Annotated in this window: 22 protein-coding genes; 5 read left to right on the top strand and 17 right to left on the bottom strand. The window is 64.8% G+C overall.

The annotated features are described in order from the left end of the window. Positions 1 to 88 precede the first annotated feature (88 nt). From QRN11_RS06125 to QRN11_RS06105, 5 genes are all read right to left on the bottom strand, one after another. Entirely contained in the window at positions 89 to 490 is a 402-nt protein-coding gene (locus QRN11_RS06125; RefSeq protein WP_091419959.1) for a cytochrome c oxidase subunit 4, read from the bottom strand. After that, complete coding sequence (gene ctaD / locus QRN11_RS06120) at positions 487 to 2214, bottom strand: aa3-type cytochrome oxidase subunit I (protein WP_050055218.1); 1728 nt, start codon at positions 2212 to 2214, stop codon at positions 487 to 489. The genes QRN11_RS06125 and ctaD overlap by 4 nt, the downstream gene beginning before the upstream one ends. 10 nt (positions 2215 to 2224) lie before the next feature. After that, a complete protein-coding gene (ctaC, locus tag QRN11_RS06115; RefSeq protein ID WP_091419957.1) occupies positions 2225 to 3097 on the bottom strand; it encodes an aa3-type cytochrome oxidase subunit II in 873 nt (290 codons plus the stop codon). Between the two features lie 187 nt (positions 3098 to 3284). Next, positions 3285 to 3674: a HesB/IscA family protein gene (locus QRN11_RS06110; protein ID WP_050055216.1), complete on the bottom strand. Its 390-nt coding sequence runs from the start codon at positions 3672 to 3674 to the stop codon at positions 3285 to 3287. Positions 3675 to 3841: 167 nt separating this feature from the next. Then, positions 3842 to 5293, bottom strand: coding sequence for a dipeptidase (locus tag QRN11_RS06105; RefSeq protein ID WP_285250268.1), 1452 nt, complete (start codon positions 5291 to 5293; stop codon positions 3842 to 3844). Between the two features lie 91 nt (positions 5294 to 5384). Between QRN11_RS06105 and QRN11_RS06100 the strand changes: the two genes are divergently transcribed. Next, positions 5385 to 5987, top strand: coding sequence for a DUF3043 domain-containing protein (locus QRN11_RS06100; RefSeq protein WP_091419954.1), 603 nt, complete (start codon positions 5385 to 5387; stop codon positions 5985 to 5987). A 77-nt stretch (positions 5988 to 6064) separates the two neighbouring features. On the opposite strand, the gene QRN11_RS06095 is transcribed toward QRN11_RS06100, so the two are convergent. Then, positions 6065 to 7147 (bottom strand): quinone-dependent dihydroorotate dehydrogenase, encoded by a 1083-nt coding sequence (locus QRN11_RS06095; RefSeq protein WP_285250267.1) that lies wholly within the window; start codon positions 7145 to 7147, stop codon positions 6065 to 6067. Between the two features lie 122 nt (positions 7148 to 7269). On the opposite strand from QRN11_RS06095, the gene QRN11_RS06090 reads away from it, so the two are divergent. Then, positions 7270 to 8268, top strand: a complete 999-nt coding sequence (locus QRN11_RS06090; RefSeq protein ID WP_285250266.1) for an alpha/beta hydrolase — start codon at positions 7270 to 7272, stop codon at positions 8266 to 8268. Between the two features lie 30 nt (positions 8269 to 8298). On the opposite strand, the gene QRN11_RS06085 is transcribed toward QRN11_RS06090, so the two are convergent. The 3 genes from QRN11_RS06085 to leuA all read right to left on the bottom strand — a co-directional run bounded on the left by QRN11_RS06085 (position 8299) and on the right by leuA (position 11752). After that, positions 8299 to 9135, bottom strand: coding sequence for an isoprenyl transferase (locus QRN11_RS06085; RefSeq protein ID WP_091419949.1), 837 nt, complete (start codon positions 9133 to 9135; stop codon positions 8299 to 8301). A gap of 2 nt (positions 9136 to 9137) precedes the next feature. Next, complete coding sequence (gene recO, locus QRN11_RS06080; protein ID WP_285250265.1) at positions 9138 to 9890, bottom strand: DNA repair protein RecO; 753 nt, start codon at positions 9888 to 9890, stop codon at positions 9138 to 9140. Between the two features lie 122 nt (positions 9891 to 10012). Continuing rightward, positions 10013 to 11752, bottom strand: a complete 1740-nt coding sequence (gene leuA / locus QRN11_RS06075; RefSeq protein WP_285250264.1) for a 2-isopropylmalate synthase — start codon at positions 11750 to 11752, stop codon at positions 10013 to 10015. A 252-nt stretch (positions 11753 to 12004) separates the two neighbouring features. On the opposite strand from leuA, the gene QRN11_RS06070 reads away from it, so the two are divergent. Further along, positions 12005 to 13957 carry a M13 family metallopeptidase gene (locus QRN11_RS06070; RefSeq protein ID WP_285250263.1) on the top strand — a complete coding sequence of 651 codons (1953 nt, stop codon included), beginning with the start codon at positions 12005 to 12007 and terminating at the stop codon, positions 13955 to 13957. Between the two features lie 77 nt (positions 13958 to 14034). Here the strand turns inward: QRN11_RS06070 and QRN11_RS06065 are convergent, their stop codons facing one another. The 5 genes from QRN11_RS06065 to QRN11_RS06045 all read right to left on the bottom strand — a co-directional run bounded on the left by QRN11_RS06065 (position 14035) and on the right by QRN11_RS06045 (position 19528). Continuing rightward, a complete protein-coding gene (locus QRN11_RS06065) occupies positions 14035 to 15483 on the bottom strand; it encodes an LCP family protein (protein WP_285250280.1) in 1449 nt (482 codons plus the stop codon). Between the two features lie 215 nt (positions 15484 to 15698). Further along, the gene (era, locus tag QRN11_RS06060) at positions 15699 to 16658 is read right to left on the bottom strand and encodes a GTPase Era (RefSeq protein WP_091419940.1); all 960 of its coding nucleotides are present in this window, start codon (positions 16656 to 16658) and stop codon (positions 15699 to 15701) included. Then, on the bottom strand, positions 16642 to 17973 hold the full coding sequence (locus QRN11_RS06055; protein WP_285250262.1) for a hemolysin family protein: 1332 nt from the start codon (positions 17971 to 17973) through the stop codon (positions 16642 to 16644). Before QRN11_RS06055 ends, era begins: the two co-directional genes overlap by 17 nt. Then, positions 17970 to 18443: an rRNA maturation RNase YbeY gene (ybeY, locus tag QRN11_RS06050; RefSeq protein WP_091419937.1), complete on the bottom strand. Its 474-nt coding sequence runs from the start codon at positions 18441 to 18443 to the stop codon at positions 17970 to 17972. The genes QRN11_RS06055 and ybeY overlap by 4 nt, the downstream gene beginning before the upstream one ends. After that, positions 18440 to 19528: a PhoH family protein gene (locus tag QRN11_RS06045; protein WP_285250261.1), complete on the bottom strand. Its 1089-nt coding sequence runs from the start codon at positions 19526 to 19528 to the stop codon at positions 18440 to 18442. Before QRN11_RS06045 ends, ybeY begins: the two co-directional genes overlap by 4 nt. Before the next feature lie 376 nt (positions 19529 to 19904). Here QRN11_RS06045 and QRN11_RS06040 point away from each other — a divergent pair, with 376 nt between their 5' ends. Further along, positions 19905 to 20864 (top strand): GerMN domain-containing protein, encoded by a 960-nt coding sequence (locus QRN11_RS06040; protein WP_285250260.1) that lies wholly within the window; start codon positions 19905 to 19907, stop codon positions 20862 to 20864. 11 nt (positions 20865 to 20875) lie between these two features. Here the strand turns inward: QRN11_RS06040 and QRN11_RS06035 are convergent, their stop codons facing one another. The 3 genes from QRN11_RS06035 to hrcA form a co-directional block, all read right to left on the bottom strand. Next, positions 20876 to 21658 (bottom strand): 16S rRNA (uracil(1498)-N(3))-methyltransferase, encoded by a 783-nt coding sequence (locus QRN11_RS06035; protein WP_285250259.1) that lies wholly within the window; start codon positions 21656 to 21658, stop codon positions 20876 to 20878. Positions 21659 to 21660: 2 nt separating this feature from the next. Then, positions 21661 to 22788 carry a molecular chaperone DnaJ gene (dnaJ, locus tag QRN11_RS06030; RefSeq protein ID WP_285250258.1) on the bottom strand — a complete coding sequence of 376 codons (1128 nt, stop codon included), beginning with the start codon at positions 22786 to 22788 and terminating at the stop codon, positions 21661 to 21663. A gap of 82 nt (positions 22789 to 22870) precedes the next feature. Next, complete coding sequence (gene hrcA / locus QRN11_RS06025; protein WP_091419928.1) at positions 22871 to 23884, bottom strand: heat-inducible transcriptional repressor HrcA; 1014 nt, start codon at positions 23882 to 23884, stop codon at positions 22871 to 22873. A 175-nt stretch (positions 23885 to 24059) separates the two neighbouring features. Between hrcA and QRN11_RS06020 the strand changes: the two genes are divergently transcribed. Beyond that, positions 24060 to 24914: a DUF3097 domain-containing protein gene (locus QRN11_RS06020; protein WP_285250257.1), complete on the top strand. Its 855-nt coding sequence runs from the start codon at positions 24060 to 24062 to the stop codon at positions 24912 to 24914. The last annotated feature ends 120 nt before the right edge of the window (positions 24915 to 25034 follow it).

Raw genomic sequence — 25034 nt, 5'->3', positions numbered from 1 at the left:
CCGGGAACGGCTCAACCAAGTGATACAACAACGACGGCGGGCCTCACCTTTCAGGTGAGGCCCGCCGTCGTTGTTTATTTCTTTGTGCCTAGTGGGCGTGGTCGCCGCGGCTGTATTCGTAGACCCAGCCAATGAGCGCTACCACGGCGAGGCCGGCGGCGATGAAAACGATCCAGAAGCCGACTGCCAGGCCAAGGAACCCTGTGGCGCAGGCGATGCCCAGGACCAGGGGCCACCAGCTCCACGGGCTGAAGTGGCCCTGTTCGCCGGCGCCCTCGTGGATCTCGGCGTCAGTGCGGTCCTCGGGACGCATGCCAACACGCTTGCCGGTGAAGCCGAGGTATCCGCCGATCATGCCGGCGAGGCCGCCGACCAGGAGGATGCCGAGGATACCGACCCACTCACCCCAGTTGGTGAGGAACCCGTAGACCAGCGAAACCGGTACGAAGAAGAAGACTCCGGAACCAAAGATCCATGATTCGATTTTCACTGTGCAGTGTCCTTCTGGTCGGCGTTACCGAGTACCTGGGCTGCGGGAGCCGGCGACTCGGCGGTGTGGACCTGTCGAAGCTCGGGGTGGTGCAGGTCAAGGGCGGGACGCTCGGAGCGGATCCGGGGCAGCGACGTGAAGTTGTGCCGCGGCGGCGGGCAGGACGTGGCCCACTCGAGCGAGGCGCCGAAGCCCCAGGGATCGTCCACCTGTACCTTTTCGGCACTGCGCCACGTGATGTAGACGTTCCAGAAGAACGGGATCAGCGATGCGCCCAGGACAAACGAGGCCACGGTGGAGAACTGGTTCATCCAGGTGAAGTTGTCCTCCACCAGGTAGTCCGCGTAACGGCGGGGCATGCCCTCGACGCCCAGCCAGTGCTGGATGAGGAAGGTGCCGTGGAAGCCGAGGAACAGGAGCCAGAAGTGGATCTTGCCCAGGCGTTCGTTGAGCATCTTGCCGGTCCACTTGGGCCACCAGAAGTAGAAGCCTGCGAACATCGCGAACACCACGGTGCCGAACACCACGTAGTGGAAGTGCGCCACCACGAAGTAGGAGTCGGAGACGTGGAAGTCCAGCGGCGGGGATGCCAGGATGATGCCGGTGAGGCCGCCGAAGAGGAAGGTGATCAGGAAGCCGATGCTCCAGAGCATCGGTGTTTCGAAGGTCAGCGATCCGCGCCACATGGTGCCGATCCAGTTGAAGAACTTCACGCCCGTGGGCACCGCGATCAGCATGGTCATGAAGGCGAAGAACGGCAGCAGCACGGCGCCGGTGACGTACATGTGGTGGGCCCACACGGTCACGGACAGGGCAGCGATGGCGATCGTTGCGTACACCAGGCCCTTGTAGCCGAAGATCGGCTTGCGGCTGAAGACCGGGAAGATCTCGGAAACGATGCCGAAGAACGGCAGCGCGATGATGTACACCTCGGGGTGGCCGAAGAACCAGAACAAGTGCTGCCAGAGGACGGCACCGCCGTTTTCGGGATCGAAGATGTGGGCACCGAAACGGCGGTCGGCACCGAGTGCGAACAGCGCGGCGGCCAGCGGCGGGAACGCCATGAGTACCAGAATGGCGGTGACCAGGGTGTTCCACGTGAAGATCGGCATCCGCCACATGGTCATGCCCGGTGCGCGCATGCAGATGATGGTGGTGATGAAGTTGACCGCACCAAGGATGGTGCCGAAGCCGGACAGTGCCAGGCCGAACACCCACAGGTCGCCACCGATGCCGGGGCTGAATGTGGTGTTGGACAGCGGCGCGTAGGCGAACCAGCCGAAGGAAGCGGCACCCTGCGGGGTGATGAAGCCGGACACCGCGATGGTGGAGCCGAAGAGGAAGAACCAGAAGGCCAGTGCGTTCAGCCGCGGGAACGCGACATCGGGTGCGCCGATCTGAAGGGGCATGATGACGTTCGCGAAGCCGGCGAAAAGCGGGGTGGCGAACATCAGCAGCATCACGGTGCCGTGCATGGTGAACAGCTGGTTGTACTGCTCCTTGGTCTGCAGGATCTGCATACCGGGCTCGAACAGTTCGGCGCGGATCAGCAGTGCCATCACGCCGCCGAGGCAGAAGAACACAAACGAAGCGATCAGGTACATGTACCCGATGGTTTTGTGGTCAGTGGAGGTGATCCAGTTGACGACGATGCGCCCCTTGGATTTGGGAACCACGGGAGCCGTGAGGACTCCGGTGGGTGCGGATTGAGTGTACGTAGCCACGTCGCTCCCCTTACTTAATTTCGTTCAGGTTCGGGTTGCGGTCGTACTCCACACCAAGGAGGCCCGTGTTACCGGCGGCCTTGAGCTCTTCCATGTGGGCCTGGAATTCAGCTTCCGACACCACCTTGACGCGGAACAGCATTTCGGAGTGGTACTCGCCGCAGAGTTCGGCGCACTTGCCGTCGTAGGTGCCCTCTTTAGTGGGGGTAAACCGGATGTAGTTGGTCTTGCCGGGGATCATGTCGCGCTTCTGCAGGAAGGCGGGAACCCAGAAGGAGTGGATCACGTCGCGTGCGTTGAGTTCGAGGTCAACGGACTTGTTGACGGGCAGGTACAGCGTGGGGAGCTGTTCCTTGTCGATCGTGTTACCCGTGAGGTGCGCCTGGACGCCGGCCTCGTGGAGGTCTTCTTCGATGACGTCGCCGGACTTGTAGTTGAAGTCCCAGGCCCACTGCTTGCCGCGGACATCAACAACGACGTCGGCGGGCTTGGAGCGGTCATCAATGGCCTGCTGGTCACGGTCAGTGAAGTAGAAGAACACCAGGACCATAAACAGGGGGATGGTCAGGTAAAAGACTTCCAGGGGAAGGTTGAAGCTGGTCTGCCGCGGGAATCCCACGGTGCCCTTGCGGCGCCGGTAGGCGACCAGGCACCAGACGATCAAGCCCCAGGTAATGATGCCCACAGCAAGGGCGGCAATCCATGAGTTGACCCAGAGGTCCATGATGCGGTCGCTGTTGTTGGTGGTGCCACGTTCTGTGGGCAGCCACCCCTTCTCTACCTCTGGCGAACATCCGGTCAAAACCAACGCGCCGGCAATTGCCAAGCTTGAGATCGTGGTGATCGTTTTGCGTCGGCTGCCGGTTCGGTTCTGCGAACTCACAGACGGCCCTTCCTACTTGTTGCTGTTGTCCGGGCAGCCCATCGGCGCCGCGGGCACACTAAAAGTTTTACTACTCGGTGTAGAGCTTACCGCTCCCCCGGGCGTTTCGCCCACATGTCGGCGCCGTGGCTCCCGCAGTGTTGATTGCGGGAGGCCACGGCGCCGGCACCAGGCGAAACAACCGGTTCTAGTGGAACGAATCTCCACAGGCGCAGGAGCCGCCGGCGTTCGGGTTGTCGATGGTGAAGCCCTGCTTCGAAATGGTGTCTTCGAAGTCGATGCTGGCGCCGCTGAGGTACGGAACGCTCATCTTGTCCACCACTACTTCAACGCCGTCGTAGTCGCGGACGGCATCTCCGTCAAGGAGGCGCTCGTCGAAGTAGAGCTGGTAAATCAGCCCTGAGCAGCCGCCGGGCTGCACGGCGACACGGAGGCGGAGGTCCGTGCGGCCTTCCTGCTCAAGGAGACTGCGGACCTTGCCTGCGGCGACGTCGGTCAGGTTGACCTCGTGGACGGGCAGCTCATCAGTAGCAGCGCTGGTGGTCTCGGTGCTGTTCTCATTGGTTGCGGTGCTCATTGGCCTACCTTCTTAGGACGGTCTGGCGGCCCCGCGCTAACGGTGGCCTGCCCCTACGGATACGGTATGGGCTATAGCTACATGCTACGCGGGGCGCACGTGTAGCTCTAACTCCTGACGTAACCATGCAGGGGCCGCTCTTGTTCCCGCGGAGCCTGGCCAGGACCTCAGGCTTCCTGGAGCCCGCCGCTGTCCATCCGCGCGAGCAGCAGCGCTTCGGCAAGGATGGCTTTCCGGAAATCCCCGAGATGCAGCGACTCGTTGGCGCTGTGGGCGCGCGAGTCCGGGTCCTCCACCCCCGTCACCAGGATCTGGACGTCGGGGTAGAGCTCCGTGAGGTCGGCGATGAACGGGATGGAACCGCCGATTCCGGTCTCCACCGCCGGCACGCCCCACGCCTCCCCCAGCGCCCACATGGCCAAGGCTGCGGCAGCCGAGGATGTGTCCGTCCGGAACGGGTTGCCGCTCTCCCCCGGCGTAAAAGTGACCTTCGCGCCAAAGGGGGCGTTGGACTCGACGTGCTTGCGGACTGCCGCCATGGCTTCTTCCGGCGACTGCCCGGGCGCCAGGCGCAGGCTGAACTTCGCCCGCGCCCTGGGCAGCAGCGTATTGGATGCCACATCCACGGCCGGCGCATCAAAGCCGATGATTGACAGGGCGGGTTTGGTCCAGAGCCGTGAGGCGATGCTGCCCGTGCCGGCGAGGCGGACGCCGTCGAGCACTGAAGCGTCGGCCCGGTAGTCGGCCTCGGGGAAATCCACTGAGGCGTTGTCAGTGGCGACGAGCCCCGGGATGGCGACGTTGCCGTCGTCGTCATGGAGGGTGGCAATCAGGCGCGCCAGCAGCGTGGGGGCATCAAGCACAGGGCCGCCGAACATCCCTGAGTGCACCGCGTGCTCCAGGACCTGGACTTCGATGGTTCCGTCCACCAGTCCCCGGAGGCTTGTTGTGAGGGCGGGTATGCCCACCTTCCAGTTGCTGGAATCCGCGACGACGATCACGTCGGCGCGGAGGAGTTCCCTGTTCGCCTCCAGGAAAGGCCTGAACGTGGGTGAGCCGGCTTCCTCTTCACCCTCGATAAAGAAGGTGACCCCCAGGCCAAGCTCCGCACCGAGGACCTCGGAAACTGCTGCATAAGCGGCGATGTGCGCCATGATGCCGGCCTTGTCGTCCGCAGCGCCACGGCCATACAGGCGGCCGTTCTTCTCGACGGCGGCGAAAGGTTCTGTTTCCCACAGTGCTTTGTCGCCTGCTGGCTGGACGTCATGGTGCGCGTACAGCAGGATGGTGGGCTTGCCTTCCGCGGCGGGACGGCGGGCGACGACGGCGGGGCCGCCGGGAGTGCCGTCCGGTTTGTCACAGCCGAGGATTTGAACGTCTTCGAGACCGGAATCCCGCAGCAGCACTGCTACGGCTTCCGCGCTCCGCTCAAGGGGCGACCTGTCAAAACTGGGCCAGGCGATACCGGGAATCGCCACGAGGTCCTTGAGGCGCGTGAGGGTCTGGTCAAAGGAACGGTCTATGGCGGCCCGGAGGTCTTGCGTAGCCGCGGCGGAGCCGGAACCGGCCGTTTGGGCACCGACGAAACTGACCGGGGTTTCCGGTGAGGGTGAAGTCATGGAAAAAACATTACCCCCGTCACATTGGGCGTTGCCGCAGGCATGCGTACAGACAGGAATCCGGCGCCCTCCCGCAAGGTATTCTGTTCAGGTGTTCGGACGTAAAAAGGAAGCGCCCTCGGCGCAGGAATTAATTGACCAGCAGGCTGCGGATGCTGCGGCGCGGCAGGGCGGCGTTGCCGGCAAGGGCGCCCCCACCCCAACGCGCAAGGCTCAGGAAGCGGCCCGCAGGCGCCCGCTGGTGCCCGAGGACCGCAAAGCCTCGAAGGCTGCCGAGCGGCAGGCCGTCCAGGACCAGCGCCTCAAGATGCGCCAGGCGCTGGATACCGGGGACGAGAAGTTCCTCCCGCTCCGGGACAAGGGGCCGCAGAAGAGGTTCGCCCGTGACTACGTGGATGCACGGTTCAGCCTCGGCGAATACCTGATGTTCGGCGCCTTGGTATTTGTCCTGGTGTCCTTGGTGGTGCCGGCGTCCAGCGACATGATGATCTATGTGCTGGGTGGTTTCTGGGTAATGTTCCTGGCCGTCTTCGTGGACGTGTTCATCCTCTCCCGCAAGCTCCGCAAGCGGCTGGCCGAAAAGTTCGGCGAGGTGGAGCGCGGCACCGTTTGGTACGGCTCCATGCGCTCACTGCAGTTCCGCAAGCTCCGGCTGCCCAAGCCCCAGGTCAAGCGCGGGCAGTACCCGGCCTGACCAGTGCGGCGGCGCCCGCGCCCCACAGAGCAAAAACAACCCCGGCGGGATGACCCGCCGGGGTTGCCCCGTTAAGACTACAAAGCCGGCTGGGCCGCGCGGCTCTTCGCCAACTGCTTGTTGATGCGGGCAGCCCAGAAGGGTCCTTCATACAGGAAGGCCGTGTAGCCCTGCACCAGGGTTGCTCCGGCGTCGAGCCTGTCCTGGACATCCTGGGCAGTCTCCACGCCGCCAACCGCCACCAGGGTCAGCGAATCGCCAGTAATTTCCTTAAGACGCCGCAGCACGTCCAGGGAGCGTTGTTTCAGCGGTGCGCCGGAAAGGCCGCCTGCACCGCATTTTTCCACTTGCTCCGCGGGGCTGGCCAGACCGGTGCGGGCAATGGTGGTGTTGGTGGCGATGATGCCGTCCAGCTTCAGGTCCAGCGCAAGGCGGGCAACGTCGTCGATATCCTCATCGCTCAGGTCGGGCGCGATTTTCACCAGCAGGGGAACGTGGTGGCCGGCAGCACGGTCTGCTTCTTCTCCCACTGCCGTGAGCAGCGGCCGGAGGCTCTGAACATCCTGCAGGAGCCGCAGCCCGGGCGTGTTGGGCGAGCTGACGTTGACCACCAGGTAGTCCGCGGCGGGGGCGAGGCTGCGGGCACTGACCAGGTAGTCCTCCACGGCGTCTGCCAGTTCCACCACCTTGGTCTTGCCGATGTTGACGCCGATGACGGGGCGAACAGAAGGGTGCCTGCGTTGAAGGGCAGCCCTGGCAGCCTTCAGCCGCGGGGCCACGGCAGTGGCGCCGTCGTTGTTGAATCCCATCCGGTTAATCACGGCCCGGTCTTCAATCAGGCGGAACAGGCGCGGCTTTTCGTTGCCGGGCTGGGCCTGGCCGGTGATGGTTCCCACCTCGACATGGCCGAAGCCGAGCTCAGTGAGGGCTTCAATGCCGTGGCCTTCCTTGTCGAAGCCCGCGGCAAGGCCAAAGGGCGAGGGAAAGGTAATCCCGAACGCCGTTGTCTGCAGAGATGGTGCCGGCGCTGTCAGTTTCGCCAGGACTTTCCCTGCTCCCGAGCGGTGCGCGAGCCTGATGCCCTTGAATCCGATCTTGTGGGCGCGCTCGGCGTCCATCCATGAAAAGGCCAGCCTGAAGAATGTGGGGTAAACGCGCATGCATCCTAGTTTTCCGTCTTGTTGGCGCCACACCAAAACGGAGCGGCCACGAGACGAACCGGGACCTCCACGGACCGGGCCGGACGAGGCAAAGGAACTGGAAGGCGGATTAGCATAAAGCCATGGAATGGCAGCGGGACATCCTGGGCGAGGAATTCGAATCCTATGCCTTTTCCGCCGTCGGGGACGACGCGGTGGAGCGGACGGCCACGCTGGTCCGGTTCCGGCCGGCCCACCAGGAATCAGGGCAGCGGGAGTCCAGCCAGGAGCCAGTTGCATCCACGAAGCCCCGGAGGGCCGTCCTCTTCCTGCACGGCTGGAGCGACTACTTCTTCAATGTTGACCTGGCCCGTTTCTGGTCGTCCGCAGGCTACGACTTTTACGCCCTGGATATGCACAACCACGGACGCAGCCTGCGCCCCGGATCCCCAGGCGGATATGTGTCCGATCTGGCCGACTATGACGCTGAAATTGAGACGGCATACCGGCTCATCGGCCAGGAGGGCGCTGCCGCCCCGCTGACCCTGATGGGCCATTCGACGGGCGGGCTGGTTGCGGCATTGTGGGCAAGCAGGCACCCCGGGGCCGTGTCGCAGCTGATCCTCAACAGTCCGTGGCTGGAGATGCATGGGAGCGCCCTGGTCCGGCGCGCGGCCTACGGCATGGTGGGGCCGGTAGCACGTTTCCGTCCGGAGGCGGTGCTGCGCCTGCCGCCGCGCGGCTTCTACTGGCGCACCATCAGCAGCGCGGCGGAGGGCGAATGGGCCCTGGATGACCAGTACCGTCCGCCCATGGCGTTTCCGGTCCGGGCGGGCTGGCTCACCGCCGTACTCGCCGGCCACGCAAGGGTGGCACGCGGCCTCAACCTCGAGGTCCCGGTGTTGGTGCTGTTGTCCCGCGGAAGCGCCAATGGCCTCTTCTGGTCGGAGGAGATGCGGCGGACCGACGCCGTGCTTGACGTCAACGTTATTGCCGCCCGGGCCCTCACCCTGGGCCGCACGGTCACGGTTGAAAGGATCGACGGTGCCCTGCACGATGTGTTCCTCTCCCAAGCTGCCGTCCGCGCCGACGCCTACGAGAGGCTGGCGCGCTGGCTCGTTGCCTATGGCGGGACGGCGTGAAGGTGGAAGCGTGACCTGCCCCGGATGGCCCTACTGTGCGGCGTCTCTTGCCGGGCCGGCAGCGTCAACGGCACCGCCGTACCGGCGGTCCCGGCGGGCGTACTCTTCCACTGCAGTCCACAGGGTGCGGCGGTCGACGTCGGGCCACAGGGTGTCCATAAACACAAACTCGGCGTAGGCGGACTGCCAGAGCATGAAGTTGGACAGCCTCTGCTCTCCGGAGCTCCGCAGGAAAAGGTCCACGTCCGGGAGGTCGGGCTCGTCAAGGTATTTCTGGATAGTGCGCTCGGTGATGGCGCCGGGCTTGAGCCTTCCAGCTGCAACGTCCGCGGCGATGGCGGAGACAGCGTCCGTGATTTCCGCCCGGCCGCCGTAATTAACACACATGGTTAACGTGCACGTACTGTTGCCGGCCGTGAACTCTTCTGCCTCTTCGAGTTCGCGGATGACTGAGCCCCACAGCCGCGGCCGGCGGCCGGACCAGCGGACCCGGACGCCCCATTCGTCGAGCTGGTTCCGCTGCCGCCGCAGCACGTCCTTGTTAAATCCCATCAGGAAGCGCACCTCCTCAGGGGAACGCCGCCAGTTTTCGGTGGAGAAGGCGTAGACGCTCACGTACTCAATCCCCAGCTCGATGGCCCCGGCCATCACATCCAGCAGTGCCGGCTCGCCGGCCTTGTGCCCTTCGATTCGGGGCAGCCCCCGCTGGTTGGCCCAGCGGCCATTGCCGTCCATCACAATGGCCACGTGGCGCGGAATGAACTCTGACGGGATGGACGGCGCCACGGCGCCGGAGGGATGCGGGTAGGGCGCAACCACGGGGTGGCTCCGCTTCGGGGCTGCGTTGTTCTTTTTTCCCAGGGCCACTGTCAGCTGCGCTCCACATGTTTGAGGGACTTCAGTACTCGTTCAAGATGCCATTGCAGGTATGCGGCCACCAGGCCGCCTGCTTCCTTGCGGTGTACCGGTAGTGAGGCGTCTGCCGTTGCCCAGTCCCCGGTCAGGAGCGCGGCCAGCAACACCACCGTTTCCGGTGCGGGCGCCGGTGATCCCGGCGGCCTGCATCCGGCGCAGACCATCCCGCCCAAAGGCGCCGAAAAGGCGTTGTGGGGCCCAGCCTGTCCGCAGCGGGCACAGTCCGTGAAGCTCGGCGCCCAGCCGCCGGTGGCGAGGGCCCGGAGCAGGTAGGAGTCCAAAATCAGCCCCGCGGCATGTTCGTCCCGGCTCAGCGAAGCAAGTGCCCCGACCAGCAGGTTGTACTGTGCGGTTCCCGATTCGCCATCGACGTCCGTGAGTTTTTCGGCTGTCTCCGTCATGGCGGCGGCAACCGTATACCGGCCATAGTCTGCGGCGATGCTGCCGCCATAGGCCCCTTTGGCCACTGCCTGGGTGACGATATCCAGGCTCTTCCCGGACACAAGCTGCAGGTCCGCCACCATAAAGGGCTCGAGGCGGGCGCCGAACCGGCTGCTGGTCCGCCGGACGCCCTTGGCGACGGCACGGACCTGGCCATGGTGTTTGGTCAGGAGCGTGATGATGCGGTCCGCCTCACCCAGTTTGTGGGTACGGAGGACGACGGCGTCGTCCCGGTACGCGCGGGAGGCGAAAGAGTGTTGGGCCACGCCTTATCTTCCCATTTCTTTGCGGTGCGGCCTCGCGCCGCTCCCGGACAGCCGCCCCCGGACAGGAGTGACGCCCCTGCCATTGTGCCGCCGGGCATTGCCCGGCGGCACAATATCCGGCATCAGCCCTGGGCGTCCCGGATGGCGCGGTTGACTGCTGAGATCACGGCTTTGAGGGAGGACATGCTGGTGTTGGCGTCGATACCCACGCCCCACAGCACGCGTTCCCCCACGGCGCATTCGACGTAGGCGGCGGCCATGGCGCTTCCGCCTTCAGAGAGGGCGTGCTCGCTGTAGTCCAGCACCCGGACGTCCACGCCGTCCTCGCCCAGGATGCTCAGCAGTGCGGCGATGGGACCGTTGCCGGTCCCTGTGCGCTGGACCTCAACGCCGTCCACGGTGAGGGAGGCGTGCAGCGTCATGCCGCCGTCGGCATCTGTTTCTGTCTTGACCCCGCCCAGGGAGTAGCGTCCCCACTGCCCGTCAGCTTTCCCGGACGGCAGGTACTCGTCCTGGAAGACCTGCCACAGCTGGGCTCCGCTGACTTCGCCGCCCACGGTGTCCGTGCGCTTCTGGATGACGCCGGAGAATTCGATCTGGGCGCGCCGCGGCAGGTCCAGGCTATGCTCGTTCTTGAGCAGGTAGGCCACGCCGCCCTTGCCCGACTGCGAGTTGACCCTGATCACTGCTTCGTAGCTGCGGCCCAGGTCCTTGGGATCCACGGGCAGGTACGGAACCTGCCAGGTGAAGTCGGCCACGTCCTTGCCGGCGGCGGCTGCGTCGCGCTCCAGGGCCTCGAAGCCCTTCTTGATGGCGTCCTGGTGCGATCCCGAGAACGCGGTGAACACGAGGTCGCCGCCGTAGGGGGAACGCTCCGGGACGGGCAGCTGGTTGCAGTACTCGACGGTCCGGCGGACGTCGTCGATGTTGGAGAAGTCGATCATGGGGTCGATGCCCTGGACAAAGAGGTTCAGGCCCAGGGTGACCAGGTCCACGTTGCCGGTCCGCTCACCGTTGCCGAAGAGGCAGCCTTCAATCCGGTCCGCACCGGCCATGTAACCCAGTTCCGCGGCCGCGACGCCCGTCCCGCGGTCGTTGTGCGGGTGCAGGGAGAGGATGATGCCCTCCCGCGGGTGCAGGTGGCGGCTCATCCACTCGATCGAATCGGCGTAAACGTTGGGGGTGGCCATTTCCACGGTGGCGGGCAGGTTGATGATGACCTGGCGGTCAGCGGAGGCTTCAAACACATCGGCGACAGCGTTGCAGACGCGAACGGCATATTCCAGCTCGGTGCCGGTGAACGATTCCGGGGAGTACTCGTAGGTCACGTGTGTGTCCGCGAGGGTCTCCTCGTACTTCTTGCACAGGCGTGCGCCCTGGAGCGCGATGTCCAGGATTCCGTCCTCGTCCTGGTTGAACACCACCCGGCGCTGCAGCACTGACGTGGAGTTGTAGAGGTGGACAATGGCCTGCTTGGCCCCGACCAGCGACTCATAGGTCCGTTCGATCAGGTGCTCGCGGGCCTGGGTCAGGACCTGGATGGTGACGTCGTCCGGGATGTGGTTGCCCTCAATCAGCTGGCGGACGAAGTCGAAGTCCGTCTGGGAGGCCGAGGGGAAGCCGACTTCGATCTCTTTGTAGCCCATCCGGACCAGCAGGTCGAACATCTTCATCTTGCGGGCCGGGCTCATCGGATCGATCAGGGCCTGGTTGCCGTCGCGCAGGTCCACAGCACACCAGCGCGGAGCCTTGGTGATGATCTTGTCCGGCCAGGTGCGGTCCGGCAGCTCAACTTTGATCTGGTCCTGGAACGGCGTGTAACGGTGGGCGGGCATTCCGGAGGGCTTCTGTGCGTTTCGCATTACTATCGGGGCCTTTTCTGTGGTTCTTCTTTGAAAGGGTGGCCGGGCAACACAAACTCCGCAGCGAGGGTGGCCTTGCGCTAGATCGCGTCTGAGGCCTCGCCGCGGCAGCTAAGAAGAAGAAGCTCTGCACGCACCTTTTGAGGGTAGCACGCATGCGTAAGATGAAAGGGCACTACCGTCCGTTACGTCCACCATGCAGACGCCGCCCGGTATCCAGCTGGCCGCGGCTCTTCGTCAGAAGGAGCTTCCGTGCCCATTTCGGGGATCGACCTGTCCACCTTTGATAACACTGTCCGGCCGCAGGATGACCTCTACCAGCATGTGAACGGGGCCTGGCTCAAGGCCACCGAGATTCCCGATGACCGGCCCCTCGAAGGCACGTTCACCGCGCTGCGCGACGGATCGGAAATCGCCGTCCGCGACATTATCGAGGAAGCGGCCGCGAAGGGCGCGGACGCCAGCGGCATCGAGCGGAAAGTGGGTGGGCTCTACAGCAGCTTCATGGACGAAGCAGCTGCGGAGGCCAAGGGGATGGAACCGATCCGCCAGCGCCTGGCCGACGTTTTTGCGACCACGTCCGTGGCGGACCTTGTGTCCCTGGCGGGCCGGCTGTTCCGCGCCGATGTTGGCGGACTTTTCTACATCTACCCGGCACCGGATGCAGGGAACCCGGACCGCGTCCTCCTTTACACGGGACAGGGCGGCCTCGGGCTGCCGGACGAGTCCTACTATCGGGAAGAAAAGTTCTCGGCGATGGTCACCGCCTACGAGGCACATGTACGCAGGATGCTGGATCTGGCGGAGGTGCCGGATGCCGGTGCCGCCGCCGCACGGGTGGTGGAGCTGGAAACAAAGCTGGCATCACATCACTGGGACAACGTCACGCTGCGGGATCCGCAGAAGACCTACAACCTGAAGACAGCGGACGAGGCCTCGGCACTGTTCCCTCTGCTGTCAGCCTGGTTCGAAGCCGCCGGCATCGATGAGGCCAAGCGGCAGGAGATTGTGGTGAGCACCCCGCCATTCTTCGACGGCACCGCCGGGCTCCTCGAGTCCGAGCCTTTGGCCCATTGGCAGGAATGGCTTGCCATGCGTGTGGTCAGTGCCGCGGCGCCCTACCTGTCCTCGGCTTTCGTCGACGCCAACTTTGCGTTTTACGGCACCACCATCAGCGGAACGCCGCGGAACAAGGACCGCTGGAAGCGCGGCGTGGGCGTGGTGGAGGGAGCCCTCGGCGAAGCCGTTGGGCAGATCTATGTTGCCCGGCACTTCCCGGAAACCCACAAGGCGCGGATGCAGACACTTGTTGGCAACCTGATTGAGGCCTACCGGCAGAGCATCACCGCCGTGGGCTGGATGGGTGAGGCCACCAAGGCGGAGGCGCTGCGGAAACTGGAAGGGTTCCGCGCGAAGATCGGCTACCCGGAGGAATGGATTGACTACTCCGCCGTGGAGATCGACCCTGCTGATCTCCTGGGCAACGTCGAACGGGCCCACAATGCCGACGTCGACCGGCACCTGGACGAGGTGGGCAAGCCGGTGGACCGCAACAAGTGGCTGATGACCCCGCAGACCGTGAACGCCTACTACCACCCGATGATGAACGAGATTGTGTTCCCGGCGGCGATCCTGCAGCCGCCGTTCTTCACCGCCGACGCTGACGATGCCGTGAACTACGGCGGGATCGGGGCGGTCATCGGTCACGAGATCGGCCACGGATTCGATGACCAGGGGTCCCAGTTCGACGGCGGCGGGGCGCTTCGGAACTGGTGGACCGACGAGGACCGCCAGGCCTTCGAGCAGCTGACTGCGAAACTGGTGGCCCAGTATGATGCCCTTTCCCCCTATGCAGCACCGGGGCATAACGTCAATGGCCGGCTCACGCTTGGCGAGAACATCGGCGACCTCGCCGGCCTGGCCATTGCCTACAAGGCCTACCTGATCAGCCTGGACGGCAAGGAGCCCGAGGTCCTTGACGGCCTCACGGGGCAGCAACGCTTCTTTGCTTCCTGGGCAGCGGGCTGGCGGCAGGTCATCCGGAGTGAGGAGGCAATCCGCCGGCTCGCCACGGACCCGCACTCCCCCAACGAGTTCCGGACCAACGCCATTGCGAAGAACCTGGACGCGTTCCACGAAGCGTTCGACGTCACTGACCAGGACGGCATGTGGATGGCCCCCGGGGAGCGCGTCAGCATCTGGTAGCAAATAAAAAATCGGGGCCCGCCATTGCGGGCCCCGATTTTTTAGTGCTGGTTGGTGTGGCCTGCAGCCAATGCCGGCTAGTTGTTGACGATCAGCTCCGGATTGGCCTGCTGGCAGGTGGCGTCGCCGGCGGTCTGGTTGACAATGTCATCGGGCAACGCGACCTTCGCACCGTAGGTGGTCCCCGAGGTGAAGTCGGTGCCGAGGTAAACCTGGACACCCGATACTGCCGGAGCCGTGAGGATCTGTGCTGCGGGTATCCCCAGTTGGGCGGCGACGTCGGCGGCTACGTCCTGGAAGCCGGTCCCGTAGTAGACCACGGACTGGTCCACAGCCACTGCCTCGAACCGTCCGGTCTGGGTGAACCCGCCTGAGACCAGGGCCTGCACGATCTCCTGGGAGCGGCCGGGAAGGCCGCTTCCGTTGGCCACAGTGACAGGCTGGACAGCCTTGTCATAGGGCGGGAGCGGGGTGGCCGTCTCGGTTGGAGCTGCTGAGGGCGTCTCACTGGGCGCAGGTGTGGTGGGCGCCGTCGGGTCAGTCAGGTCGATGTCCCGTTGCAGGGCGGAGAAGAGCTGCGGGCCGGCCGGTTCCGCGATCTGTAGCCTGTTCGGATCAACAAGCGCCGGGGTGGTGGGAACCGCCACGAAGGCGACCTTGCTGATGTCGATGTCCTTGAGCCGGTTGCCGATGGTCAGCAGACTGGGAACGGAAGCGAGTCCCTCGTCCACGGTCAGGTTCTGGGTGACGACGTCGGCGATCCTCAGCATCCTGCCGGGATCGGACAACGTTCCTTCATCCTTGATTTTCCGGGTAAGCGAGGAAAGGAAGCCCTGCTGCGCCTTGATGCGGCCGAGGTCGCCGCCGTCGGCAAATGCATGGCGGGTGCGCAGGAAGGCGAGGGCCATTTCACCCTGGACGGCGGAGGTCCCCTTGGGCAGCCGAAGCCGTGAATCGGGGTCGTAGACGGCGTCGCTGATGCAGACGTCCACGCCTCCCACGGCATTGGACAGTTCCTTCACCGCGTTGAAGTCCGCCATCATGAAGTGGTCCACCGTCAACCCGGTCAACTTGTTGACGGTATCCACGGCGCAGCCGATGCCCGCCTCACCCATGGCCTCGTTGATCATCACACCACTGCGGGCAGGGAAGGTCTGCTTGGTCTTCTCGTCCTTGCACTCCGGAATATCAACCAGGAGGTCGCGCGGAAAGCTGATCACGCTGACGCGCTTGTTGTCCTCGGAAATATCCATCAGCATCATGACGTCGGACTTGCCATAGCCCTTTGAATCATCAGAAGTTCCGTACTCGCCGTTCAGGCCGTCGCGGGTGTCCGAGCCCAGGATCAGGATCTGCATCCGCCCGGTGGCGTCACTCACTGGAGCGTCAGTGCCGCCCCCGCCGGCGTTCAGCGGGGCCTTGGAGATGTTGCTTTGCAGCCGCACGAACCAAAATCCGGCGAACGCAAGGGCGCCGATCATCACCAGCGACAGGATACCGGTGACGATCTTCAACCACACCGGCATTCCCCGCTCGGGGCCCAGGTGGCGCGCGGCTCCAACGGTGCCGGCTTCCGCGTGCCTGGACCTTGGTCCCCCGGCTGACACGTCAGCTCCGTTATCGCGCTTTTCGCGGCCTCGCCCCACGTAATGAACCTTCCTCTAGATTCTGAATCCGGTCCATTTTAGTGGCCCAGTCTGGGAAATTGCCGGGCTGCCCTTTGCGGCACCGGCAGGCGGGCTCAGAAGCCCAGCTTGACCAGCTGTTTCGGGTCCCGCTGCCAGTCCTTGGCAACTTTGACATGCAGGTCCAGGTAGATGCGCGTCCCCAGGAGCGCCTCGATGCCCTTGCGTGCGTTGGTGCCCACTTCGCGCAGCCGGCTGCCGCCCTTGCCAATGATGATGGCCTTCTGTGACGGCCGCTCCACATAGAGGTTCACGCGCACGTCCAGGAGGGGGTTATCGTCTGGACGGTCCTCCCGTGGAACGATCTCTTCCACAACCACCGCGAGCGAGTGCGGCAGCTCGTCCCGGACCCCTTCCAGCGCCGCTTCCCGGATGAGCTCGGCGACCATCACGGCTTCCGGTTCATCGGTCAGCTCCCCATCCGGGTAGAGCGGGGGCGACGGCGGCATGTGGCTGATCAGCACATCGGCTACGGTTTCCACCTGGAAGCCGTCCGTGGCGGACACAGGGACGATATCCTTCCAGCCTTCCTCCCCCAGCACTTCGCGTCCGAGCGCGGCCACGGCCAGGAGCTGTTCCGTCAGGGCCTGCCTGTCCACCAGGTCCGCCTTGGTGACGATGGCGATGACGGGCTTGCGGCCGACGGCGGCGAGCTGCGCCGCGATGAATTTGTCGCCCGGGCCGATTTTTTCGTTGGCGGGAAGGCAGAAGCCGATGGCATCCACCTCGGCCAGGGTGTCGGCCACAAGATCGTTCAGGCGCTTGCCGAGCAGGGTGCGGGGCCGGTGCAGGCCGGGAGTGTCCACCAGGATCAGCTGCGCGTCCTCCCGGTGGACGATGCCGCGGATGGTGTGGCGGGTGGTTTGCGGCTTGGCGGAGGTAATGGCCACCTTCTTGCCCACCAGCGCGTTGGTCAGGGTGGATTTTCCTGCATTGGGACGGCCCACCAGGACCGAAAACCCTGCGCGGAAACCGCCGAAATCTTCTTCGCCGGCGGCCTTATTTTTCTTGCTCACGTGGAACTCCCTGCTGGGTTGCTTCCGCCTCTTGGAAGAGGTCTTCAAGGTCAGTGTCTACTTTTGGAACGGGCGCCGCAATGATGTGGCTGACACGGTTCCGGCGTCCTTCGAGCCGGTCGGCGCGCAGCGACACCCCGTCCACTTCCACATGGCTGCCGACGATGGGAACGCGGCCCAGCGCTTTGGCCAGCAGGCCGCCCACGGTGTCCACTTCGTCGTCGTCGAGCTCGATGTCAAAAAGCTCACCGAGGTCGTCGATGCTCATGCGGGCGCTGACGCGGTAGGAGCCGTCGCCGAGCTCCACGGCCTCGGCACTTTCGGTGTCGTACTCGTCCACGATTTCGCCCACGATTTCCTCAATCAGGTCCTCGAGGGTGACGAGCCCCGCGGTGCCGCCGTATTCATCGATCACAATGGCAACGTGCGTGGATTCTTTCTGCAGTTCCCGGAGCAGGTCGCTGACCGGCTTTGATTCGGGGACATACCGGACTTCACGGACCAGGGAGTCCACCAGGGGCGGTTCCTCATCCGGTGCCAGCTCATGGAGGACGGCCGCCACGTCCTTGAGGTAGACAATGCCCAGGATGTGGTCGCTGTCTTCGCCGATCACCGGCATCCTGGAGTAACCCGAACGGAGGAAGAGTGACATGGCCCGGCGGAGGCTGGAGCCTGCTTCAACGCTGAGGATGTCGGTCCGGGGCACCATAACGGCCCGGACCAGGGTGTCGCCGAAGTCGAAGACGGACTGGATCATCTCCGCCTCGGTGTCCTCGATCATGTCCGATTCGCTGGCCCGGTCCACCAGCTCGCGGAATTCCTGCTCGCTGAAGAACGCCTCATCACCGGTGGGCGCCCCGGGGGCCGCCGCGCTTCCCACCGCCACGAGCCAGCCCGGGATGGGCCCCAGGACCCAGGTGAGGAAGCGGATCATGGGCGCGGTGAACCGCACCACCGCAGCCGAATGCAGCCTGCCGAGCTGGCGTGGTGATACGCCCACAATCACAAATCCCAGCAGGGCCATAATGCCTGTGGCAGCCAGGCCCGCAAACCATATATTGTCCAGCAGGCTGTAGAGGAGGACGGCGACGGCAACCGCCGAGGCCATCTCGAACCAGATACGCCAGAACCGCAGGGCCCGGATATGGGCCACCGGCTGGGCCAGGATCCGCCGCATGGCAGTGCCGCGGCTTTTCAGGAGCGCTTCTTCCGCATCGTGGCGCGGGAGGAAATTGAAGGCGGCTTCGGCCGCGGTCAGTACTGCCGCGATACCCAGGAAAGCCAGGGCCATCGCGACCAGGAGCAAAGGCGTCACTGGGTAGTCTCGGCGGGCGCTTCTTTACCGGTGAAGCCGGACAGGAGTTCGCGCTGGAGGCCGAACATCTCGGCCTTCTCCTCAGGTTCGGCATGGTCATAGCCCAACAGGTGCAGGATGCCGTGCGTGGTCAGCAACAGCATTTCATCCTGCAGCGAGTGGCCGGCATTCTTGGCCTGGACAACGGCCACCTGCGGGCAAACGGCGATGTCCCCAAGCATGCCCTGCGGCGTGGGCCGGTCCGGGGTCCCCGGGGTCAGTTCATCCATGGGCACTGACAGGACGTCCGTGGCGCCGGGCTCGTCCATCAGTTCGATGTGAAGCTTCTCCATGGCCGGCTCGTCCACCAGGAGGATGGACAGTTCGGCCTGCGGGTGGATGTACAGCTGCTCGAAGATGTACCTGGACAGGGCAACGAGTTCAGATTCGTCCACCTGGACGCCGGACTCGTTGTTCACCTCGATACTCACGCGCGTTCCCCCCGTTTTTCCCGGCTTGCCGAATGCTTCACCCTGTTCCGCTGGGCGTCGTCCCAGATGCTGTAGGCGTTAACGATGTCACCCACCAGCCGGTGCCGGACCACGTCTGCGGCATCCAGGACGGAGAAGTTCACATCGTCAATGCCATGCAGGATTTCCTCCACGATCCGCAGCCCCGAGCGCGTGCCGAACGGCAGGTCCACCTGGGTGATATCGCCCGTGACCACCATCTTGGACCCGAATCCCAGCCTGGTGAGGAACATCTTCATCTGCTCCGGCGTGGTGTTTTGGGCCTCGTCGAGGATGATGAAGGCGTCATTGAGGGTGCGGCCGCGCATGTAGGCCAGCGGCGCCACCTCAATGGTTCCTGCTGCCATGAGCCTCGGAATCGACTCCGGGTCCATCATGTCGTGCAGGGCGTCATACAGCGGACGCAGGTACGGATCGATTTTGTCGCTCAAGGTGCCGGGGAGGAAGCCAAGCCGCTCCCCTGCTTCCACTGCCGGGCGGGTCAGGATGATGCGGCTGACCTCTTTTTGCTGCAGGGCCTGGACGGCCTTGGCCATGGCGAGGTAGGTCTTGCCGGTACCGGCCGGACCGATCCCGAAAATGACGGTGTTGGCGTCAATGGCGTCAACGTAGTTCTTCTGGTTCAGCGTCTTGGGGCGGATCGTTTTGCCGCGGCTGGACAGGATGTCATGGGTCAGCACATCCACCGGGTTCTGCAGGGACTGGGTACGGAGCAGGGCAACGAGTTGCTGCAGCACGGCCGGGCTGATGACGGTTCCGCGTGCCACCAGTCCCCGGACCTCGTGGAGGAGCCGCATGATCCGCGGCACGTCCGTAGCCGGTCCGCTAATGGAAAGCTCGTTGCCGCGGACGTGGAAGTTCACGTCAGGGAACTGCTCTTCAATGAACCGCAACGCTTCATCATGGCTGCCGAGGGATTGAACCATCTGGTCGGAGCTGTCGAAGAGGACCACTTCGGTGCGGACGCCAGGGAGTGTGTGGGGAAATTCCCCCGCGGCGCCTTCGCCGGTGACAAGCCTGCGCTTTCCGTTAGCTGATTCAGTCATGGTGTTGGCCCGCGGGCCCGTGATCCCCTCGATCTCGAAAAAGTGGCTGCTGGCTGATCGGCGGCGGGCTGTCCCCGTTGCGTCTCAGCGGTACCTTCCATCTTACGCCAGAGGGCAGCCCTGGCCCGATGCCCGCCCCGGTACGGGCGCGGGGTGCTTGGCCCTGGCCGCCGATACTGTTCCGGTTCCGGCTGTCCGTCATTAGGTATCAACTTCATATCGGCCTCATATCGTTCACGTTGCAGTTGGGCCGCTGGGCGCATCCGGCGGCTTTTGCCCGCCGGCGCTGTGTAATGCTGGAAATCCAGGGTGCTACGGAAGCGCCCAGGCTGACCGGGGATCGGCCAATCCAACCAGGGAAGGACAGGCAATTACGGTGCCGGAAACCGCAGGGCCCCACCGGGCCGGAAGAACACTGAACGGCGCCCGTTCAATGGTTCTTGCCGGGCTGCTGGTTGCCATCCCTGCCCTGACCGGCTGCATCGCCGAACCGGGCCCGTCACCCACGGGCCTCCTGGCCTCGAGTCCCGCCGCCACCGGCAGTGTCTCTGGTGCGCCCGCCACCAGCGCACCCCTGGAAACCACGCAGTCCTCCAACAAGGCCCCGGTTTACTGGATTGGCCGCAGCAACAGCAACGTATTCCTGTACCGCGAGTTCAGGGATGTTCCCGAGCAGGAAAATCCAGTGACGCGGGCCCTGCGCGCCATGATGTCCGAAAAGCCCCTGGATCCGGACTTCTTCACCCCCTGGCAGAACCCCAAACAGCTGGCAACCTCGATTTCCGGCAAGGACATCATCACCGTTGACGTGTCGGAGGACGCCTTCAACAGCAACCTGGACGCCGATATGGCGGCCCGGGCCATCCAGCAGCTGGTCTATACGGCCACCGCGGCTGCGGCGAGTTCCGGCCTGATTGACTCCGGCCAGCAGATCCGCGTGCGCATCCTGGTGGACGGGCACACAGATTACGTGGCGTTCAACCACGTGCAACTGGGGTCCCTCATGGCCCGCACGGCCGGGCTCGTGGCTCCGGTGTGGATCATCGACCCGCAGGAAAACGTTGAGGTGGCGGACGGCAGCGTCAAGATCACCGGCCGGAGCACGGCCGCGGGCGGCAAGCTCCGCTGGCAGATCCTACGGTCGGAGGAGAACGGGAACAAGACACCATTCCTGACCGGCGAGACCACCGCCGCGGCGGACCCTGCCCAGGCGGGAGTCTTTACGCTGGCCCTGACCCTGCCCGCCGGCGACTACGAGCTCCGGGTCGGGCAAACGTCCAACCCCGATAGCCAGCAAAACGGCACCGAAGATACCCGGGGATTCAAAGTACGGTAAGCCGTGGCCGTTCAGGCTGCGGGCGCCGCCCAGCGGCCCAGGACATCGCTGGCAAGCACGACGGCGGCGGGACCGGCGGTTGATGAACGCAGCACATGGTGTCCCAGCAGGGCAGTCACGGCTCCCTGGCCGCACAGTTTCGTCACCTCGCGCTGGCTGATGCCCCCTTCGGGGCCGACAATCAGGAATATTTCCCGCGGCCCTTCTACAGCATCATTCGAGAGCCACGATTCCAGGACCAACCGCAGTGGACGCACGGCGTCCTCGTGCAGGATAACGGCGAGGTCGGCCGCCCCGGCAGCAGCAGCGAGACCGGCAGTGTCGACGGCGGCACGCACCTCCGGGATCCAGGCCCGCCGGGCCTGCTTGGCAGCGGCGGTAACTACAGACTGCCACTTTGCATGGGCCTTGGCCGCCCGGTCCCCCTTCCAGCGCACGATGGACCGTTCGGACTGCCACGGTATAACGGCGTCGATCCCCAGTTCGGTGGCGGTTTCGATGGCCAGCTCATCCCGGTCGCCTTTGGCAAGGGCCTGGACCAGCACCAGCCTGACCCCAGGCCGGTCCTCGACCACCACGGAGGTGCATTCGACCTCGAGCCCGGCCGGGGAGGCTGCCAGCACTTTCCCGCTCATCCGGGTGCCGGCGCCGTCAACGATGTCCACGGGCTCGCCGGGAGCCAGGCGTTTGACGGTCACCGCATGCCGGGCCTCGGGTCCCGCCAGGACAAAACGCCCTTCGGGTGCCATCTGGTCCAAGGACCCGGACGCCGTGAAAAAGACGGGGTTGCTCACCGCTACAGGTTACCGAACCGGTCCCGGAGCTTGGCGAACATACCGCCGCTGGCGGCCAGCTTGCCCTCCGTGATCTGTTCGCCGCGCAACTTGGCGAGCTGACGCAGCAGGTCCTCCTGCGCCGCGTCCAGTCTCGCCGGCGTCTCCACCTGCAGATGGACCTTCAAGTCACCCCGGCCGTATCCGCGCAGGTGCGTGACACCCAGCCCGCGCAAGGTGATGATCTCGCCGGACTGCGTTCCTGCCTTCACATCGATCTCCTGGGGACCGTCAAAGGTTTCCAGGGTGACGTCTGTTCCCAGCGCGGCTGCGGTCATGGGGATGTTCAGGGTGGCGTGGAGGTCGTCGCCCTCCCGGACATAGGTGGCGTCGTTGTTGACGCGGATTTCAACGTACAGGTCTCCGGCGGGGCCGCCGGCAGGACCGGCCTCGCCCTGGCCGGAGAGCTGGATGCGGGTGCCTGTGGCAACGCCGGCGGGAACCTTGATGGTCAGCGAACGCCGGCTGCGGATGCGGCCCTGCCCGCTGCACTCGTTGCAGGGGTCCTTGATGACGGTGCCGAAGCCTTCGCAGGTGCCGCACGGAGCTGCGGTCATGACCTGGCCCAGGATGGACCGGACCGCCCGCTGGACCTGGCCGCTGCCGCCGCAGATGTCGCAGCGCTCCGGGTGGGTGCCCGGCCGGCAGCACGAGCCTTCGCACGTTGGGCAGACCACTGCCGTATCCACTTCGAGCTTCCTGTTGACGCCGAAAACGGCGTCGCGAAGTTCGATCCGGACGCTGATGAGGGCGTCCTGGCCGCGCCGGACACGCGATGCGGGCCCGGAGGAACCGCCGGCGCCAAAGAACGTATCGAAGATGTCCTGGAAGGCGAAGCCCTGGCCGGCGTAGGCTCCCCCGCCGAACCCGTTGTCCGTGCCGTTCTCGTTGCCGGTGGTGTCGTACACCCGGCGTTTCTGGGGATCGGAGAGAACTTCGTAGGCGTGGGTCACGGCCTTGAAGCGGTCTGCCACATCTTCGCCGGGGTTAACGTCCGGGTGAAGGGTGCGGGCCAGCTTGCGGTAGGCCTTCTTGATCTCTTCCCCGGTTGCATCCGGTGAGACTCCAAGGACTTCGTAGTGGCTGCTCAAAGTTCGTATCTCTTCCTTGTTGTTTTGCCTGCAGTTGTACTGCGGGCGCTACTGTTCGTGCCTGGCCGCCGGACGGTTCGGGTCAGGGACCTAAAATCCGTGACAGGTACCGGGCGACGGCCCTGACCGCGGCCATGGTGGTGGGGTAGTCCATCCTCGTGGGGCCCAGGATGCCAATCTTCGCGACACTGTCCGGCCCGTACCCGGTGGCCACCACCGATGCCTCCGCCAGGCCGTCGTACGGGTTCTCGCGGCCGATGCTGACGGCCACCCCACGGTGGTCCTGCGCCATCTCGCTCAGGAGCCGCAGCATCACCACCTGTTCCTCCAGCGCCTCCAGCACGGGGCCGATGCTGAGCGGAAAATCCACGTTGGAACGGGCAAGGTTGGCTGTCCCGGCCATCACCATGCGGTCCTCCCGGCTGCTGTGGGCCAGGGCTTCCAGCCCGTGCGCCAATGCCTGGGCTGCCTGCCGCTGTGCGGGGGCGACGCCGGACACCACTGCGGGCAGCGACTGCGTCAGCTGGCTCAGGGCAGTCCCGCCAAGGGATGCCAGGAAATGCGTGCGTAAAGTACCGAGGACGTCGTCGCCAAGGTCCTGCCCGACGTCGATGACCCGCTGCTCCACCTTGCCGCTGTTGGCGATCAGCACCACCAGCACCTTCCGCGGTGCCAGGAGGACGAATTCGATATGCCGGACCAGGGCGCGGTTGAGGTGCGGATATTGGACCACTGCCACCTGGTTGGTCAGCTGGGACAGCAGCCGGACGGTGCGCTCCAGGACGTCGTCGAGGTCGTCTGCCCCTTCCAGCAGGGACTGAATGGCCCGGCGTTCGGCCTGCGACAGCGGCTTGACCGCAGAAATTTGGTCCACAAAGAGCCGGTAGCCCTTGTCCGTGGGAATGCGGCCTGCGCTTGTGTGCGGGGCTGTGATCAGCCCTTCGTCCTCAAGTGCGGCCATATCATTGCGAATGGTGGCGCTGGAGACACCAAGATGGTGCCGTTCCACCAGGGCCTTGGACCCGACGGGCTCGCGCGAGTGGACATAGTCCTCCACGATGGCCCGCAGTACTTCAAGCTTGCGCGGTTCGCTCACACTCCACCTCCATCCAGGGATCAGGGCAGCCGTTCCGCCCGCACCGTACCTCACAGGGGTTAGCACTCGACATGCCTAAGTGCTAACAGTCTATTATGATTCGCCCCGTTGTTAGCATTGGTACCGCTCCGGGCGAAATTCCGGGCCCGGATCCAGCACGAAGCGGAGTTCATCCATGCAATACCAGAACTGGGGAGCCCAGGACCTGACGGCACCTGCAAGATCGCAACTGCTTGAAGTGCCGGTGGAGCGCGGCATGGTACTGGAGGAGGTCCAGTCCGGCTGGGTAGGCGCAGTGACGCGGGTGGAAAAATCAGGCGGCATGCACGTGGTGGCCCTGGAGGACCGCCGGGGCAAGTCCAGGTCCTTCCGGCTGGGTTTCGGTTTCCTCCTGGAAGGCCAGCCCATCCGGCTGATGCCACCGGTACCCAAGCAAACCCCGGCCGGGGGCCCGGCCGGCGGCCGGACAGCATCCGGTTCGGTGCGGGTGGCGGGCCAACGGGCACAGGTGGCCAAGGCGAGCCGCATCTGGGTGGAAGGAAAGCACGACGCCGAACTGGTGGAGAAAGTATGGGGCGACGACCTCCGGGTGGAGGGCATCGTCGTCGAACCCCTGCACGGCATTGATGACCTGGCGGCGGCGGTTGCCGGTTTCAGGCCCGGTCCCGGTCGGCGCCTGGGCGTGCTCGTGGACCATTTGGTGCCCGATTCGAAGGAGTCACGGATCGCGGATGCGGTCATGGCCTCCCCCGGAGCCGCCGGCAACGTGCTGATCGTTGGCCACCCCTATGTCGACGTCTGGCAGGCGATCCGCCCGTCCGTCCTGGGCATTGAAAAGTGGCCCGAAGTGCCGCGCGGGCAGGACTGGAAGACCGGCATCCTCAAGGCGTTCGGGCGGCCGCACGCCACCAAGGAGGACATCGGGCTGGGCTGGCAGAAACTGCTGGGCGCAGTGCGCACCTACGCGGACCTGGAAGCATCCCTGCTGGGCAGGGTGGAGGAAGTAATTGACTTCCTCACTGTCCCCTGAACTGACAGGATCCAGCGGCAGGACGTCTGAGCGGGCGGCTTCACCAAGTATTCTTGGTATTGCGGTGTCTGCTTCTGGCATTACCTCAGCAGATATTGGCATTCTTACCAAGCACCATTG

It is taken from the genome of Pseudarthrobacter sp. fls2-241-R2A-168 (assembly GCF_030209335.1).
In the GTDB taxonomy this organism is placed as follows: Bacteria; Actinomycetota; Actinomycetes; order Actinomycetales; family Micrococcaceae; genus Arthrobacter.
The sequence above is the reverse complement of the archived record's forward strand: the minus strand, read 5'-3'. Positions and strand labels throughout refer to the sequence as shown.

Excerpts from the sequence above, each read along its gene's own strand:
- QRN11_RS06110 (WP_050055216.1), bottom strand. The coding sequence starts at position 3,674 with ATGAGCACCGCAACCAATGAGAACAGCACCGAGACCACCAGCGCTGCT.
- QRN11_RS06105 (WP_285250268.1), bottom strand. The coding sequence starts at position 5,293 with ATGACTTCACCCTCACCGGAAACCCCGGTCAGTTTCGTCGGTGCCCAA.
- QRN11_RS06095 (WP_285250267.1), bottom strand. The coding sequence starts at position 7,147 with ATGCGCGTTTACCCCACATTCTTCAGGCTGGCCTTTTCATGGATGGAC.
- QRN11_RS06090 (WP_285250266.1), top strand. The coding sequence starts at position 7,270 with ATGGAATGGCAGCGGGACATCCTGGGCGAGGAATTCGAATCCTATGCC.
- leuA (WP_285250264.1), bottom strand. The coding sequence starts at position 11,752 with ATGCGAAACGCACAGAAGCCCTCCGGAATGCCCGCCCACCGTTACACG.
- QRN11_RS06065 (WP_285250280.1), bottom strand. The coding sequence starts at position 15,483 with ATGCCGGTGTGGTTGAAGATCGTCACCGGTATCCTGTCGCTGGTGATG.
- QRN11_RS06045 (WP_285250261.1), bottom strand. The coding sequence starts at position 19,528 with ATGACTGAATCAGCTAACGGAAAGCGCAGGCTTGTCACCGGCGAAGGC.
- QRN11_RS06020 (WP_285250257.1), top strand. The coding sequence starts at position 24,060 with ATGCAATACCAGAACTGGGGAGCCCAGGACCTGACGGCACCTGCAAGA.